The organism is Psychrobacillus sp. MER TA 171 (genome assembly GCF_023713305.1).
Classification (GTDB): Bacteria; Bacillota; Bacilli; order Bacillales_A; family Planococcaceae; genus Psychrobacillus.
The window spans coordinates 18,456-33,771 of sequence record NZ_JAMAWN010000013.1; the positions used below are offsets into that span (position 1 = coordinate 18,456).

At 37.0% G+C, this 15,316-nt stretch carries 14 protein-coding genes and 1 other annotated feature; of the genes, 10 read left to right on the forward strand and 4 right to left on the reverse strand.

The window, feature by feature from the left end; translation table 11 throughout:
• The first annotated feature begins 48 nt into the window (after window positions 1-48).
• The gene (locus M3627_RS12905; RefSeq protein WP_251556040.1) at window positions 49-807 is read left to right on the forward strand and encodes a prolyl oligopeptidase family serine peptidase; all 759 of its coding nucleotides are present in this window, start codon (window positions 49-51) and stop codon (window positions 805-807) included.
• 48 nt (window positions 808-855) lie between these two features.
• The gene (locus tag M3627_RS12910) at window positions 856-1,164 is read left to right on the forward strand and encodes a metal-sulfur cluster assembly factor (RefSeq protein ID WP_169361026.1); all 309 of its coding nucleotides are present in this window, start codon (window positions 856-858) and stop codon (window positions 1,162-1,164) included.
• Between the two features lie 367 nt (window positions 1,165-1,531).
• Here the strand turns inward: M3627_RS12910 and M3627_RS21070 are convergent, their stop codons facing one another.
• The gene (locus M3627_RS21070) at window positions 1,532-2,224 is read right to left on the reverse strand and encodes a Crp/Fnr family transcriptional regulator (RefSeq protein WP_251556041.1); all 693 of its coding nucleotides are present in this window, start codon (window positions 2,222-2,224) and stop codon (window positions 1,532-1,534) included.
• 141 nt (window positions 2,225-2,365) lie between these two features.
• On the opposite strand from M3627_RS21070, the gene M3627_RS12920 reads away from it, so the two are divergent.
• Window positions 2,366-4,492: an ATP-dependent Clp protease ATP-binding subunit gene (locus M3627_RS12920; protein ID WP_251556042.1), complete on the forward strand. Its 2,127-nt coding sequence runs from the start codon at window positions 2,366-2,368 to the stop codon at window positions 4,490-4,492.
• A 55-nt stretch (window positions 4,493-4,547) separates the two neighbouring features.
• Here M3627_RS12920 and M3627_RS12925 read toward each other — a convergent pair whose 3' ends face one another.
• Window positions 4,548-4,739 (reverse strand): DUF2929 family protein, encoded by a 192-nt coding sequence (locus tag M3627_RS12925; protein ID WP_169361213.1) that lies wholly within the window; start codon window positions 4,737-4,739, stop codon window positions 4,548-4,550.
• Between the two features lie 167 nt (window positions 4,740-4,906).
• On the opposite strand from M3627_RS12925, the gene M3627_RS12930 reads away from it, so the two are divergent.
• The 7 genes from M3627_RS12930 to M3627_RS12960 all read left to right on the forward strand — a co-directional run bounded on the left by M3627_RS12930 (window position 4,907) and on the right by M3627_RS12960 (window position 13,230).
• Window positions 4,907-5,842 carry a beta-ketoacyl-ACP synthase III gene (locus M3627_RS12930; RefSeq protein WP_169361212.1) on the forward strand — a complete coding sequence of 312 codons (936 nt, stop codon included), beginning with the start codon at window positions 4,907-4,909 and terminating at the stop codon, window positions 5,840-5,842.
• Between the two features lie 27 nt (window positions 5,843-5,869).
• The gene (gene fabF, locus M3627_RS12935) at window positions 5,870-7,108 is read left to right on the forward strand and encodes a beta-ketoacyl-ACP synthase II (RefSeq protein ID WP_251556043.1); all 1,239 of its coding nucleotides are present in this window, start codon (window positions 5,870-5,872) and stop codon (window positions 7,106-7,108) included.
• A gap of 347 nt (window positions 7,109-7,455) precedes the next feature.
• Entirely contained in the window at window positions 7,456-8,484 is a 1,029-nt protein-coding gene (locus M3627_RS12940) for an ABC transporter ATP-binding protein (RefSeq protein ID WP_169361210.1), read from the forward strand.
• Complete coding sequence (locus M3627_RS12945) at window positions 8,465-9,412, forward strand: ABC transporter ATP-binding protein (RefSeq protein ID WP_169361209.1); 948 nt, start codon at window positions 8,465-8,467, stop codon at window positions 9,410-9,412. Before M3627_RS12940 ends, M3627_RS12945 begins: the two co-directional genes overlap by 20 nt.
• Window position 9,413: 1 nt before the next feature.
• Complete coding sequence (gene opp4B, locus M3627_RS12950; protein ID WP_169361208.1) at window positions 9,414-10,376, forward strand: oligopeptide ABC transporter permease; 963 nt, start codon at window positions 9,414-9,416, stop codon at window positions 10,374-10,376.
• A 30-nt stretch (window positions 10,377-10,406) separates the two neighbouring features.
• A complete protein-coding gene (locus M3627_RS12955; RefSeq protein WP_251556044.1) occupies window positions 10,407-11,318 on the forward strand; it encodes an ABC transporter permease in 912 nt (303 codons plus the stop codon).
• 61 nt (window positions 11,319-11,379) lie between these two features.
• The gene (locus M3627_RS12960) at window positions 11,380-13,230 is read left to right on the forward strand and encodes an oligopeptide ABC transporter substrate-binding protein (protein ID WP_251556046.1); all 1,851 of its coding nucleotides are present in this window, start codon (window positions 11,380-11,382) and stop codon (window positions 13,228-13,230) included.
• A 245-nt stretch (window positions 13,231-13,475) separates the two neighbouring features.
• On the opposite strand, the gene trpS is transcribed toward M3627_RS12960, so the two are convergent.
• Window positions 13,476-14,462 (reverse strand): tryptophan--tRNA ligase, encoded by a 987-nt coding sequence (gene trpS, locus M3627_RS12965; protein WP_251556047.1) that lies wholly within the window; start codon window positions 14,460-14,462, stop codon window positions 13,476-13,478.
• Window positions 14,463-14,507: 45 nt separating this feature from the next.
• Window positions 14,508-14,721: a binding site (T-box leader), on the reverse strand.
• A 51-nt stretch (window positions 14,722-14,772) separates the two neighbouring features.
• Window positions 14,773-15,117: a DUF3899 domain-containing protein gene (locus M3627_RS12970; RefSeq protein ID WP_251556048.1), complete on the reverse strand. Its 345-nt coding sequence runs from the start codon at window positions 15,115-15,117 to the stop codon at window positions 14,773-14,775.
• Between the last annotated feature and the right edge of the window lie 199 nt (window positions 15,118-15,316).

The window sequence follows — 15,316 nt, forward strand, 5'->3', positions numbered from 1 at the left end:
TTTTACTTTGTTAAAATAGTAATATAACGAATAAGGGGTGTATATTCAATGATTACTAATTTAGAAAATTGGGGAGACATCCCTGTGCTACATATATCAAAAGAAAGCTTTACAAAAAATACTCCCGTAGTCTTTTTTCTTCATGGTTTTGAGAGTGCAAAAGAGCATAATTTACACTATGCATACCAGTTAGTCAATAAAGGCTGTAGAGTTATCATGCCTGATGCTCATTTACACGGGGATCGAGATATTGATCTTGACCAAATACAGATTAGCCTTCGTTTTTGGGAAATTGTTTTAACATCAATCGAAGAGCTAGGTAAACTAAAAAAAGAATTAAACACACGCGGATATGACAACGGACAAAAAATAGGCTTGGCTGGAACCTCTATGGGTGGAATTACAACACTGGGCTGCTTAACGGCATATCCATGGATTGATGCGGCTGCTATTATGATGGGAACCCCGGGATATGTAAACCTTGCTAAAGATCAAATGACTTTAGTTGAGCAAAGAGGATTTAAGATTCCAATGAACGAAGAAGAAAAGAAAAAAATGTTTGATACATTATCTATATTTGATGCTTCTAAGCAATTAGAGAAACTAGAAAATAAGCCACTATTTTTCTGGCATGGCATGAAGGATGAAGTAGTACCGTTCGCACCTACTAACAAATTTGTGGAAGATTTGATTGAACAATATGGTGATGCTCAGATTGAGTTTATGAAAGAAAAAAGCGTTGGCCATGCAGTTTCAAGAAAAGGTATGCTTCGTTCAACGGAATGGTTAGCTAACCGTTTGGCATAATTGATATATCTTTGTTATGATGAATGAAAGATGTAAGGAGGTATTAGTATGGATCAAGATATGAAAGATAGTATGATGGCTGCCCTGGAAAATGTTATTGACCCAGAGCTAGGCGTAGATATTGTCAATTTAGGTTTAGTATATGATGTGGATCTAACTGATGAGGGACAAGCAACAGTTACGATGACACTAACTTCTATAGGTTGCCCGATGGGTCCAATGATAGTAGATCAGGTTAAAACAGCACTAGCTGAGCTACCTGAAGTTAAAGACACTGAGGTTAATATTGTCTGGAACCCACCATGGTCAAAAGACAATATGTCTCGATATGCAAAAATTGCATTAGGTATTCGATAATTATTAAGACTCCTCTAATTATAAAAGAGGACGTTTAAAACAAAACAAGGCATCTTCTGTTCAAGTCGAACAGGAGGTGCCTTGTTTGATTATATGCGTTTTTTCTTGAATTATAAGAGCTGTTTTTCTATAGCTGCTTAGGGTTTGATTTGTAGGGGCAATTCCAGCGGGATAAGTATGAAATTTCACCACAGCACGATTGCCTTGGAGAGGACTTGCCACTTACGCTATTGTGAGTGGCGATTGGAAGCACCCGAACTGAGTATAGCGAGGGAGAAGGCTTGAGTCGTGCACGCGAAAAGCGCCCGTCACAAAACACCGATATATACAAGCGAGTAAATGAACGACAATCGTTCACTTACTCTAATTAATCTATCCGACAAACGCAAAGAGGACAGCTTTCGCACTGGTTTTCTCTTCTTAATAACTCTAAATCGTTAATTGTAATAATACCTTTATGAAACGAAATTAGACCCTCACTTTTCATATCATTTAACATTCGATTAACTACTTCCCTACTCATCGAGCAAAGGTTAGCTATTTCCTGATTAGTAAGTGAAAAATTAATTTTAATCCTACCATCAGATAATGGTTCACCATACGTGTTACACAAGCGTATTAAAGTAGAATATAGAGCGCCTTTTTTACCATAAAGCATCAAATCACGAAACCTTGTCTGGTTTTTTAAGTAAATAAGCTGTATATATTTTGTCCATTCCACCATTAACTGAGTAGAATTAACAAGAAATTTTTCTAATTTATTTTTTGGTAGCACTAATAGCTGTGTAGTCTCCAACGTAAGAGCAGAAAAACTATGATGAGTATTATCTGCGAAAACACCAGATTCACCTATACAGTTTTCGGGGCCTACTATTCTTAAAGTGAGTAATTTGCCGCCCTCTGTATCTTTATTTATCGCAATAGAGCCGCTTACAATAAAATATACGTCTTGTGCTAGTTCGCCTTCTATATAAACCGAACGATCCTTCTCTAATTTTATAATAGAACCGTATTGTTTAAATAATAAACTAATATCTGGGGATACTAAAGTATGATCCACCTCAACACCACCTTTATATGTACCTATAAATATAGCATATATTCCGTTACATAAAGCTTAATACTTTACAAATTATGCTACAAGGATTTATATTTATAATAGTCAATAAAGGTCAAAGTTTTGTGAAATGGAGCTGTTAATATGCAAATGAACCAACAAGATCAAAAAAGTCCTTTAGAAACGTACGGACGTAATTTAGTAAATGCAGTAAAAGACGGCAAAATGGACCCGGTTATCGGTAGAGATCAGGAAATTCGAAATGTCATTCGTATTTTATCAAGAAAAACTAAAAATAATCCTGTACTGATCGGAGAACCAGGGGTTGGTAAAACCGCTATTGTAGAGGGACTGGCACAAAGAATTGTAAAAAAAGATGTACCAGAGGGTTTGAAGGATAAAGAGATTTTCGAATTAGATATGAGCTCGCTAATTGCAGGAGCAAAGTATCGTGGAGAATTTGAGGAGAGACTTCAAGCAGTACTCAAGCAAATCAAAGAGAGTGAAGGAAAAATCATTTTATTTATTGATGAGATCCACACTATAGTTGGTGCTGGGAAATCAGATGGTGCCATGGATGCGGGGAATATGTTAAAGCCAATGCTCGCACGAGGAGAATTGCATTGTATTGGAGCGACTACTCTTGATGAATATCGTATGTATATTGAAAAGGATCCTGCGTTAGAGCGCCGTTTTCAGCAAGTATTAGTAAGAGAACCCTCTGTAGAGGATACAGTATCCATCCTTCGTGGTTTAAAGGAACGCTTTGAATTACATCATGGTGTACGTATACACGATCGAGCAATTGTAGCAGCATCTCAGCTTTCCAACCGCTATATTACAGAACGTTTTCTTCCTGACAAGGCAATAGACTTAATAGATGAAGCATGTGCCATGATCCGTACGGAAATAGATTCAATGCCTCAAGAGCTGGACGAAGTAACTAGAAGAATGATGCAGCTCCAAATTGAGGAGCAAGCGCTGATGAAAGAAAAGGATTCAGCTAGCAAAAAGCGATTAGAACAATTGCGTCAGGAGTTAGAGGAGTTAGACAAGTCCTCAGCAGATATGCGTAAAAAATGGGAATCAGAAAAAGAGTCCATTCAAGTAGTTCAAAAAAAGAGAGAGCTGTTAGACCGCTATCGCAGAGAGCTAGAGGAAGCAGAAAATAAATACGATTTAAATAAAGCAGCAGAGCTACGTCATGGTAAAATACCACCTTTAGAAAAGGAACTTCAATCATATGAAGATGAGATAAACAATGATTATGATTCACGTTTACTTCGAGAAGAAGTCACTGCAGATGAAATTGCTCATATTATTTCAAGATGGACTGGCATCCCAGTAACTAAGCTGGTAGAAGGAGAAAGAGAAAAACTTCTTCGCCTTAAAGAGACATTGGGAGAACGTGTAGTTGGTCAAGATCAGGCAGTACAATTAGTGACAGAGGCTGTTTGGCGTGCACGTGCAGGTATAAAAGACCCGAATAAACCAATTGGTTCGTTTTTATTTTTAGGACCGACTGGTGTAGGAAAAACAGAGCTTGCTAAATCTTTAGCTGCTAACCTGTTTGACTCAGAGGAACACTTCATTCGTATAGACATGTCGGAATATATGGAAAAGCATAGCGTATCTCGATTAGTCGGCGCACCACCTGGATATATAGGCTATGAGGAAGGCGGTCAGTTAACAGAGGCTGTGCGAAGAAATCCATATTCAGTAGTGCTGTTAGATGAAATAGAAAAGGCTCATCCAGATGTTGCTAATATTTTGTTACAGCTAATGGATGATGGAAGGATAACCGATAGTCAGGGGAGAATCGTCAACTTTACAAATACAGTTGTCATTTTAACTTCCAATATAGGCTCCCAATACTTATCCAATACAACCGGACAAGTGTCAGAAACGGACGAGGAACTGGTAATGACCGCTCTTCGTGCACACTTCAAGCCTGAGCTATTAAACCGTATGGATGACATTATTATGTTCCATTCCTTAACGACTCATCACTTTGAAATGATAGCGAAAAAGTATGTAAAACAACTGCAAAATCGTCTGCTAGAACAGGAAGTTACTTTAGAGGTCGAGGAAGATGTCTATACGTGGATCGTGGAAGAGGGAACTGATGCTGCTTATGGCGCAAGACCGCTCAGAAGATTTATCCAACGATATCTAGAAACAGCAGTTGCAAAAATGCTAATTGGAGGGAACGTCCTGCCTGGTAGCACAATTGTAGCGAGCCTGGAGGATGGCCAGCTAATGGTGAAATAGTATCGCTATACAGCTATCAAATAAAAAAACTCCCTTTTGAAGGGAGTTTTTTTTATTAATGATGTTTAGCTTCTACAGGCTCATCCGGAATTACTTTAGTAATTAGTATAATTATAATAGCTGCTGGGATAGCCATATATAAACCATGGAAAAAGTTAAATTCTTCTACGCCATTAACTGAACCTACTACATAATTTAACATCGTAACCAAGATAAGTGTCCAAATTACTGTCATAACATATTGCATATAATTTCACCTCAAAAAAATTAATTTATCTATAGCTATCATAACATAGGGTTGTCCTATACAAAAGAATTATTCTTAACATCCAACAACTATGTTGAAAAATGTTCATATATTCGCTATTATTAATACCAGGTACTAATAATAGATTACAAGAAAAGAGGAATTTCATGAATGCAGGAATTATAGGTTTAGGAACTTATGCACCTGAGAAGATTTTAACGAATGAAGACCTTGAAAAAAGAATAGATACATCGGATGAATGGATAAAAACAATGACTGGTATAGAGGAGCGTCGAATAGCTGCTCCTGGAGAAGAAAGTTCACATATGGCTGTCAAGGCAGCCAAGGAAGCAATAGCGGATGCAGGAATTTCTCCGGAACAAATAGGACTAATTTTGGTAGCAACAGTAACTCCGGATCGTCCTTTTCCTAGTGTCTCCACGATGCTTCAGGAGCAATTAGGGGCTACTAATGCAGCAGCAATGGATATATCCGCTGCATGCGCAGGGTTTATGTATGGTGTCGTTACTGCAAAGCAATTTGTAGAATCTAAAACGTATTCTCATGTGTTAGTAATTGGTGTGGAAAAGCTGTCTAAAATTACAGACTGGGAAGATCGAAATACTGCTGTCCTCTTTGGAGACGGAGCAGGGGCTGTAGTAATTGGAGAAGTCTCTGAGGGCAGAGGCATATTGTCCTTTGAGCTTGGAGCCAATGGTAGTGGAGGAAAGTATTTATTGCAGGACGGACCTTACATTACGATGAATGGAAGAGAGGTATTTAAATTTGCGGTTCGTCAAATGGGCGAATCTGCTATTAACGTTATCGAAAAAGCAGGATTACAAAAAACAGATATTGATTTGTTAATCCCTCATCAAGCAAATATTCGTATTATGGAGGCATCTAGAGAACGACTAGAGTTGCCTGCTGAAAAAATGGCAAAAACCATTCATAAATACGGCAATACTTCATCTTCATCTATTCCACTAGCATTAAAAGAAGAAGTAAAAAATGGAAAAGTGAAAGATGATGATATTATTGTAATGGTAGGTTTTGGTGGAGGCTTGACTTGGGGAGCAATAGCGCTTAAATGGGGAAAATAATTTAATTTGTCGAAGGGACGGACATACATGACGAAACGTAGGGTTGTAGTAACAGGATTAGGTGCCGTAACACCACTAGGTAATGATGTAGAAACTACTTGGGCTGGTATTAAGGAAGGTAAATCAGGTGTCGGAATGTTAACAAGACTTGACGCATCTTTGTTTCCAGCGAAAGTGGCCGCAGAGGTAAAAGATTTTGACATAGAGAAGTATATTGAAAAGAAAGATGCAAGAAAAATGGATCGTTTTACTCACTATGCTTTAGCTTCTGCAATTATGGCAGTTGAGGACGCCAATTTAACAATCACAGAAGAGCTAGGTCTACGTACAGGCGTTTGGATTGGTTCAGGTATTGGTGGAATGGAGACATACGAGAATCAGTTCCGAGTATTTTTAGAAAAAGGAACGAGACGCGTAAGTCCATTCTTCGTGCCAATGATGATTCCTGACATGGCTGCAGGTCAGGTGTCAATTCATTTTGGGGCAAAGGCGATTAATTCATGTACGGTAACGGCTTGTGCATCTGGCACTAACTCTATAGGGGATGCTTTTAAAGTGATCGAGCGAGGAGATGCAGATGTGATGATTACCGGCGGAGCAGAGTCTCCGATTACTCATATGTCTGTAGCTGGTTTCTGCTCCAATACTGCACTTTCTTTAAATACAGATTCTAATACCGCATCGAAACCTTTTGATGCTAATCGAGACGGATTTGTTATTGGTGAAGGAGCTGGAATTCTTATATTAGAAGAATATGAGCACGCTGTTGCTCGTGGTGCTAAAATCTATGCAGAAATAATAGGTTATGGTTCTACAGGAGATGCCCACCATATTACTGCACCAGCTCCAGAAGGAGAAGGGGCAGCTAGAGCGATGAAGCAAGCATTAGACGATGCAGGAGTGTCTCCGGAGAAGATCGATTATATTAATGCGCACGGAACTAGTACGCCTTATAATGATCAGTTTGAAACAATGGCTGTAAAATCCGTATTTGGTGAGCATGCGTACAATTTGGCTATGAGTTCCACTAAATCTATGACTGGTCACTTGCTCGGTGCGGCAGGAGGGGTAGAGGCAATATTCAGTGTATTAGCTCTCCATGAAGGCATCTTACCGCCTACCACAAATCTGGAAACGCCTGATCCGTTATGTGATTTAGACTATGTTCCAAATGAGGCAAGAAAAGAAGAAATTGACTATGCCATGAGTAATTCATTAGGTTTTGGTGGTCATAATGCAAGTATATTATTTAAAAAAATCAAATAAACAACAAAAAATCCACGTTCTTGTGAGCGTGGATTTTTTTGTATATTATAGTTCTTTTAGAACAAATATATATTAAAAAGTATTAAGAAATAAGTGTATATTTAATTTATTTTCATAACAATTTTCCATTATTTAGCCTAATTAAAACCTTGATATTCCAATGTTTATAATAATTTTGTATGGTTCAGAATATATTAAATAAACAAAATATATAAAAAATTTATATTGCGCTTGTAATCATCCTGTAATAGACTTTACAAAAGGAATCAAATAACAGAAAAGTTTTAATCTTTAATTATTTGGAAAAAATCAGACCGAACATAAAGTTGCGTGAGAGGAGAATTAGTTTGAACAACTCAGAACAGCTATTAACCATAAACAATTTACATACCGGATTCAGAATAAAAGATACATATTATGATGCCGTGGATGGGGTATCCATTTCGCTAAAGAGAAATGAAATTCTGGCAATCGTAGGAGAATCAGGTTGTGGGAAATCTACTTTAGCAACGTCCATTATTGGGTTACATGACCACAACAAAACAAGAGTGGAAGGCGAAATTATATACAATGGTATCAATCTTGCTAAATTGAATGATGAAAACTTTAATGCTGTTCGAGGAGAAGAAATAGGGATGATTTTCCAAGATCCCTTATCTGCATTAAACCCGTTGATGAAGATTCAAGACCAAATTGAAGAAAGCCTTGCCTTTCATACAAAGCTGAGTAAGTCTGAAAGAAAAAAAAGAGTATTAGAGTTATTAAAACAAGTAGGTATCCCAAATCCAGAGCGAACTGCAAAACAATTCCCACATCAATTGTCTGGAGGGATGAGACAGCGGGTTATCATTGCGATTGCAATCTCTTGTAAGCCTAAAGTAATCATTGCAGATGAACCAACTACTGCATTGGACGTAACCATTCAAGCTCAAATATTGGACTTACTTATTGACTTACAAAAAGAAACAGGTTCGGGAATTATATTAATAACACATGACTTAGGCGTAGTAGCTGAAGTAGCAGACCGGGTTGCAGTAATGTACGCAGGACAAATTATTGAAGAGGCTCCTGTAGAGGAACTATTTTCTAATCCGTTACACCCTTATACTCGTTCATTATTTAACTCTATACCACAGATGAATAGTGAGAATGATAGGCTTGAAGTTATTCAAGGAATTGTACCTTCTTTAGCCAAATTACCTCGAGAAGGATGTAGATTTTCTGCCAGAATCCCTTGGATCAGTGAAGAGACACATGAAAAAAATCCAGTATTGCATGAAGTTTCTCCAGGACACCTTGTCAGATGCACATGTTGGCAGCATTTTCATTTTGAGGGTGAGAAAGGGGAAGTAACCAATGAGTTTTATGCAAATTAAGGACTTACATGTTCATTATCCTATCAGGGGTGGATTTTTTAATACAGTGGTTGATCGTGTGCATGCAGTAGATGGAATCTCGTTAGAAATTGAAAAAGGGAAAACGTATGGATTGGTAGGAGAATCTGGCTGTGGAAAGTCTACTACTGGTAAATCTATTATTGGACTTGAAAAAATAACATCTGGACAAATCATATACGAAGGACAGGATGTTACAAATAGCCGTCGTAGTCCATCTTCTTCCTATAATCGAGATATTCAAATGATATTTCAAGACGCTCACTCAAGTTTAAATCCTAGAAAACGAGTTCAAGATATCATAGCAGAACCTATTAGAAATTTTTTGAAACTGTCTCCTACCGAAGAAAAAAGAAAAATTAATGAACTGTTAGAAATAGTGGGAATGAGCGAGGATGTCAAGGTAAAGTATCCTCATGAGTTTTCAGGCGGTCAGAAACAAAGGATTGGCATTGCTCGTGCTATTGCAACAAATCCTAAATTGATCATAGCAGATGAACCAGTATCAGCACTAGATTTATCGGTTCAAGCACAAGTGTTGAATTTTATGAAAGATATACAAAGAGAATTTGGATTAAGTTACTTATTTATATCCCACGATTTGGGTGTAGTTAAACATATGTGTGATGAAATTTCTATTATGTACAAAGGTAAATTTGTAGAAACTGGAAGTAGGGAAGATATTTATACAAATCCTCAACATATCTATACAAGGAGATTGCTATCGGCTATACCTGACGTAAATCCAAAAGGTAGAGAAGCAAGAAAAAGAGAAAGAATTGAAGTAGAAAAAAATTATGTAACTGATCATCAGAAATACTTTGATAAGGATGGGAAAGTATTAGATTTAGTACCAATCTCAACTACTCATCAAGTAGCAATGGCCACTAGAAGCAAGGAGGTCATCTAATATGTGGAAAACAATATTGAGAAGAGTTTTAGCCATGATTCCACAGCTTTTTGTCTTAAGCCTACTAATATTTATATTAGCTAAGCAAATGCCTGGAGACCCATTCACAGGCCTAATAACACCAGAATCCGATCCTAATCGATTAGAAGAAATGAGAGTGTTAGCAGGATTTTACGATCCTTGGTATGTACAATACTACAATTGGATAACGAATGCAATTCAAGGGGATTTTGGTAAGAGTTATACGTATAGCATGCCTGTTGCGGATTTAATAGGATTTCGGGCGATGAACACACTGTGGCTATCCTTGCTCAGCGTTGTTCTTCTATACTTAATAGCTATTCCGTTAGGAGTATTGGCGGGGCGCTTTCAAGATACATTCCTAGATAAAACAATCGTACTATACTCTTTTGTGACCTATGCGATCCCAACATTCGTACTTGGCTTGCTAGCATTATTCTTTTTCGGTTATCATCTTGGATGGTTTCCGACAGCCGGTACGGTGGACATAAAGTACGAGGAAGGTACCCTTGGGTATGTATGGAACCGAATTTATCATATGCTATTGCCTGCAATGACCTATGCAATCCTTGGAACGACCGCAGTAATTCAGTACCTAAGATCTGAAATTATAGATGCAAAGTCGATGGATTATGTCCGTACAGCAAGAAGTAAGGGAATTCCTATTAAAAAAGTATACAGTAGACACATTTTCCGAAACTCATTATTGCCAATTGCAGCTTTTCTAGGGTTTACAATTACTGGGTTACTAGGTGGCTCCATATTTATAGAAACCATTTTTGGATATCAAGGCATGGGGCAATTGTTTATACAATCTATATCCTCCAGGGATTATAGCGTTATTACCGCTTTAGTATTGCTTTTTGGCTTCTTAACTTTATTAGGTAGTCTATTGTCTGATATCATCATGAGCATTGTAGATCCACGTATTAGAATAGATTGACCCAAAATATAAGGTTAAGGAGAGAGTATGATGAGTGAACAAATACTTAATACAGAAATTCTAGAAAAAAACACACAAAGCTCTCCGCCTACAGGTTTTCAAGTGCTAGTAAGAGAGTTTAAAAAAGATAAGTTAGCAATGTTCTCGCTATTTTGTTTAGTCATTGGAATAATAGCTATCTATATCTCAGCAGCAATGATCAATCAAGAAGAATTAATGAATGTAAGTTTAAGAGACAAATTTTCAGAACCTGGCGAAAAGTTTATTCTGGGAGCTGATCAGGGTGGACGTTCCATTTTAGGACAGTTAATCATCGGAGCTAGAAACTCCATTACTATAGCATTATCGGTGACAATTATAACAGGTATTGTAGGTGTGGCCATTGGTATGATTACAGGCTACTTTGGTGGTTTAATAGACAATATATTTATGAGAATTATTGACTTTTTCATCACTATTCCAACTTTAATGATCATCATTGTGTTTGTAACAATTATTCCGAAATACTCTATATTTGAGTTCGTTCTTATTATGAGTACTTTTTTATGGGTGTCAACGGCCCGACTGGTTAGAAGTAAGTCATTAACTGAGAGTAGAAGAGATTATATAAATGCCTCTAAAACATTAGGAACTGGCAATGGCAGAATTATCTTTACAGGTGTTATGCCTAATCTTAGCTCTATTCTAATCGTTGAACTGACGTTAAGTTTTGCAGGAAATGTAGGTTTAGAAACAGGATTATCTTATTTAGGCTTTGGCTTACCGCAAAGTGTACCTAGCTTGGGAACTCTTGTAAGTTATGCGAATAATCCGTTAATTTTAGAGGACAAATGGTGGGTATGGCTACCAGCTTCCTTGCTAATTTTGTTATTAATGCTTTCCATCAATTATGTAGGGCAAGCGCTACGTCGATCGGCAGACGCAAGACAAAGGCAAGGATAATGAAGATGGTATTAAACGATTTCGTTTGATATATAAAGATATATAAAAAGGAGGAAAAAGGATGAATAAGAAGCTTTGGACATTATTAGCTGTACTAATAGCATTTATGCTTGTGTTAGGCGCATGTAACAACGACGAAGAATCTTCAGGCTCAAATACTGAAGGAACAACAGAACCGGCAAAGACTGAGGACGATAAGGATAAAGAAGAAGATAAAGAGGAAGAACCTGCTGCAGAAGAAGGTACTTCAGAATTTTCTCAAAAGGTTGAGCATGAGGGAGATGCAATTGATGGCGGAATTTTAAAGGTTGCATTAGGAACAGATACTCCTTTTGAAGGGATCTTCTCTCTAGTATTATATCAAAATGGTGTAGATGCAGATATTTTAGATTACGCTAGTAATTCCATTTTCTCTGTAGATGGTGACTTTTTAATTGATGACAGAGGTATTGCTACACTTGAAGCAGACCCTAATACAAACAAAGCAACAATTAAAATCCGTGAAGGTGTAAAATGGTCAGATGGCGAGCCTTTGAAAATTGAAGATGTTATGCTTCCATATTTAATCATTGGACACCCAGACTATCAAGGTATTCGTTATGACGGAGATTTTAAAAATATCATTGGTGCAGAAGAGTATAATGCAGGAACTGCTGATACAATTTCTGGATTAAAAAAGGTTGACGAAACTACATTAGAAATTTCCTTTAAAAAATTATCTCCAGCAATTTATTCAGGTGGAGATGGTCTATGGAGTTCTGCTGAACCAAGTCATATTTTAAAAGATATTCCAGTAGGACAATTGTTAGAATCTGACCCAGTTCGTAAAAACCCATTATCTTTAGGTGCATTTAAATTTGAAAAAATTATTCCTGGTGAATCTGTTCAATTTGTAAAAAATGAACATTACTTTAAAGGAGAGCCTAAGTTGGATGGCGTACTTTTAAAAGTAGTACCTTCTAGCTCAATCTCTAAAGCGTTAGAAACTGGTGAATATCATATGACAGCTGGATCATTACCAGCAACGAAGTATGCGGAAGTAAAAGACTTTAAAAATGCTTCTGTACTTGTTCAACCAGAGTTATCTTATTCCTACCTTGGATTTAAATTAGGTAAGTTTGACACTAAAACTAAATTAAGTACAATGGATCCAAATGCTAAAATGGCTAATCTAAACTTACGTATGGCAATGGGATATGCTTTAGATGTAGAGTCTGTAAATGAAGCATATTACGATAATTTACGAACTCGTGCAACTGGTTTAATACCACCAGCATTTGCTTCTTTCTATGATGACACTTTAGAGGGCATAAAGTATGATCCAGCAAAAGCAGAACAATTATTAGACGAAGCTGGTTATAAAGATATCGATGGAGACGGATTCCGTGAAACTCCAGAAGGCGAAAAATTAGAGATTAATTATGCAGGTATGTCAGGAGACGTTACAGCTGAAGAAATGGCTGCATATTGGATTCAAAACTGGAGAGACGTTGGTCTAAAGGTTGTATTAACATCTGGTCGTTTAATCGAAATGAACTCTTTCTATGATAAAGTAGAAGCAGATGACCCTGAAATTGATATTTACATGGGAGCTTGGGGAACAGGTACAAACCCATCACCACTAGGCTTATATGGAAAAGACTCAGCATTTAACTATAGCCGCTTTACTTCACCTGAATTAGATGAATTATTAGCAGCTATCGATTCACCGGATGCATTTGACTCTGCAAAACGTGCGCAAGCATTCCGTGATTTCCAAGTATACATGTCAGAGCAAGTTCCAGTAATTCCTACTCAATTCCGTAGCGCAATTTATGTAGTTAACAAGGCAGTGAAAAACTATGATGTAACTTATGGTACTGACTTTGGATTACATGAACTTCAACTAGTATCAGAAGAGCCATTAAAATAATCTTCAAAAAAACCGTTCCTAGACGAAAGTTTAGGAACGGTTTTTCATATGTTTTATGAAGGACGTGATAATAATGAGACTACTAATTTTTCTAATAAGCTACGGAATAGCAATTATCAGCTGCTCCCATTTAGTACTATATTTAAATTTCCTGTCTTTAGGATATTCATGGAAATCAGTGCTGATGTATATGCTAAACTCAAAAGATTTTATTATCTTCTGTCTATCCATTTTAGGATTAACGATTAGCGTCTTCTACCGAGACCCATTGCGGCTTCCATCTTAACAAGTGTTTCATTTGCTAATTGGTTAGCTTTTTCTGCACCGCGATCTAGAATGGAATCTAGTTCTGATGAGTTTAATAATTCCTCGTATCTCTGTTGAATAGGTGCTAGATGATTAATAATAGCTTCTGCAACAGATGCTTTAAAATCTCCATAACCTTTTCCTTCATATTTAGCTACTAATTCTGGAATAGGTGTACCCGTCAAAGCAGATTCTATTGTTAATAGATTAGAGACACCTGGTTTGTTTTCAGTATCAAATGCTACGATTCCTTCTGAATCAGTAACAGAGCTTTTGATTTTCTTTTCTATTTGCTTTGGCGTATCTAAAATACGAATAGTTGCTTTTTGATTAGGGTCTGACTTACTCATTTTTTTCGTTGGATCCTGCAGGGATTTGATACGTGCGCCGTGCTTAGGAAGCTGGATTTCAGGCATAGTTAATACATTACCGTATCTTTTATTGAAACGTTCTGCCAAGTCACGAGTTAGTTCTATATGTTGTTTTTGATCATCGCCAACAGGTACGATGTTTGTTTGGTAAAGAAGTATATCAGCGGCCATAAGTGGTGGGTAAGTCAATAATCCAGCAGTCACAGCATCTTTCCCATCTGATTTATCTTTGAACTGCGTCATTCTTTCCAGTTCTCCAATGTGAGAAATACATTGCATCATCCATCCTGCTTTTGCATGGGCTGGAACCTCTGACTGGACAAACAAAATCGACTTCTCTGGATCTATTCCTACCGCTAGATATAAGGCTGCCAACGAACGAATATGATTTTGAAGTTCTTGGGGGTCTTGAGCTACAGTAATAGCATGCTGATCTACGATGCAAAAAATACAATCGTTATCATTTTGTAGGTCTATAAACTGTCTAAATGCGCCGATATAATTTCCCAAAGTAATTGTACCGGTAGGCTGGACGCCCGAAAAAAGTGTTTTCATAAAATTTTCCTCCTTAGAATATAAAAAAACATCATGCATCCCTAAAAAAGGGACGAATGATGTAATATCCGTGGTACCACCCAGCTTGCTAAAATAAATAGCCACTCTTCTTCATAACGCGAAGGAAACGGTATAAGCTACTTGACCTTTCACTTATACTGCTCAGAAGCCCATTCCATTTATCGTATGATCTGCTTGCAGCATCCGCAGACTCTCTAAACACACTCTATAAATGTACTTTCTTCATCAAAGCTCTTTATTTAGTTTTGATTATTATATATAGAAGAAACTCAAAAATCAAGGGACAAATTTATCCATAATAAAAAAGTAACGCTATACATGTACAAGCTAAAATTGATAACCCTAAAGCAAATAGTGGTTTAGGGGAGAAAGAAAAAACTTCGGAAGGAAGTCGCATATTCACAATCTCATCTTTTAAATGTTTTCTAGTGAAAAATTTCCTTGAGCCAGACGCATAAAGATCAAAAAATCCTCCTGATACAACATATGTAACTAGACCAATAAATGTGACAAGTCCTCCTATATAGAAGGAAACATTAGTATATGCTTCCAGATCGATACGTTTAGTCGTTAATAACATCACTAAAATTATAATAATCTGAGCACTAAAAAAATAGATAAGCTTCTTTTTCATAATTCACCTCTAATAAATTAAATTATAGAAGATTTGTTTGAAATAATCAAAACTAATAAAAAATATGGCTATGTTAAAGCGTAGGGTTGAATTATAATGCAAAGAAATCTTTAAAACAGAGAGTAAAATTGATTTCCGCCCCAGCCGGACGCTTTCCTCGGGGTGAGCGATAAGCCATCACCCATCGCTTACGCGCGTG

Coding starts and splice junctions, on each gene's coding strand:
- M3627_RS12960 (WP_251556046.1), top strand. CDS start 11,380: ATGAATAAGAAGCTTTGGACATTATTAGCTGTACTAATAGCATTTATG.
- M3627_RS12920 (WP_251556042.1), top strand. CDS start 2,366: ATGCAAATGAACCAACAAGATCAAAAAAGTCCTTTAGAAACGTACGGA.
- trpS (WP_251556047.1), bottom strand. CDS start 14,462: ATGAAAACACTTTTTTCGGGCGTCCAGCCTACCGGTACAATTACTTTG.
- M3627_RS12945 (WP_169361209.1), top strand. CDS start 8,465: ATGAGTTTTATGCAAATTAAGGACTTACATGTTCATTATCCTATCAGG.
- M3627_RS12970 (WP_251556048.1), bottom strand. CDS start 15,117: ATGAAAAAGAAGCTTATCTATTTTTTTAGTGCTCAGATTATTATAATT.
- M3627_RS12925 (WP_169361213.1), bottom strand. CDS start 4,739: ATGCAATATGTTATGACAGTAATTTGGACACTTATCTTGGTTACGATG.
- M3627_RS12910 (WP_169361026.1), top strand. CDS start 856: ATGGATCAAGATATGAAAGATAGTATGATGGCTGCCCTGGAAAATGTT.
- opp4B (WP_169361208.1), top strand. CDS start 9,414: ATGTGGAAAACAATATTGAGAAGAGTTTTAGCCATGATTCCACAGCTT.
- M3627_RS12955 (WP_251556044.1), top strand. CDS start 10,407: ATGAGTGAACAAATACTTAATACAGAAATTCTAGAAAAAAACACACAA.
- M3627_RS12930 (WP_169361212.1), top strand. CDS start 4,907: ATGAATGCAGGAATTATAGGTTTAGGAACTTATGCACCTGAGAAGATT.
- M3627_RS12905 (WP_251556040.1), top strand. CDS start 49: ATGATTACTAATTTAGAAAATTGGGGAGACATCCCTGTGCTACATATA.
- fabF (WP_251556043.1), top strand. CDS start 5,870: ATGACGAAACGTAGGGTTGTAGTAACAGGATTAGGTGCCGTAACACCA.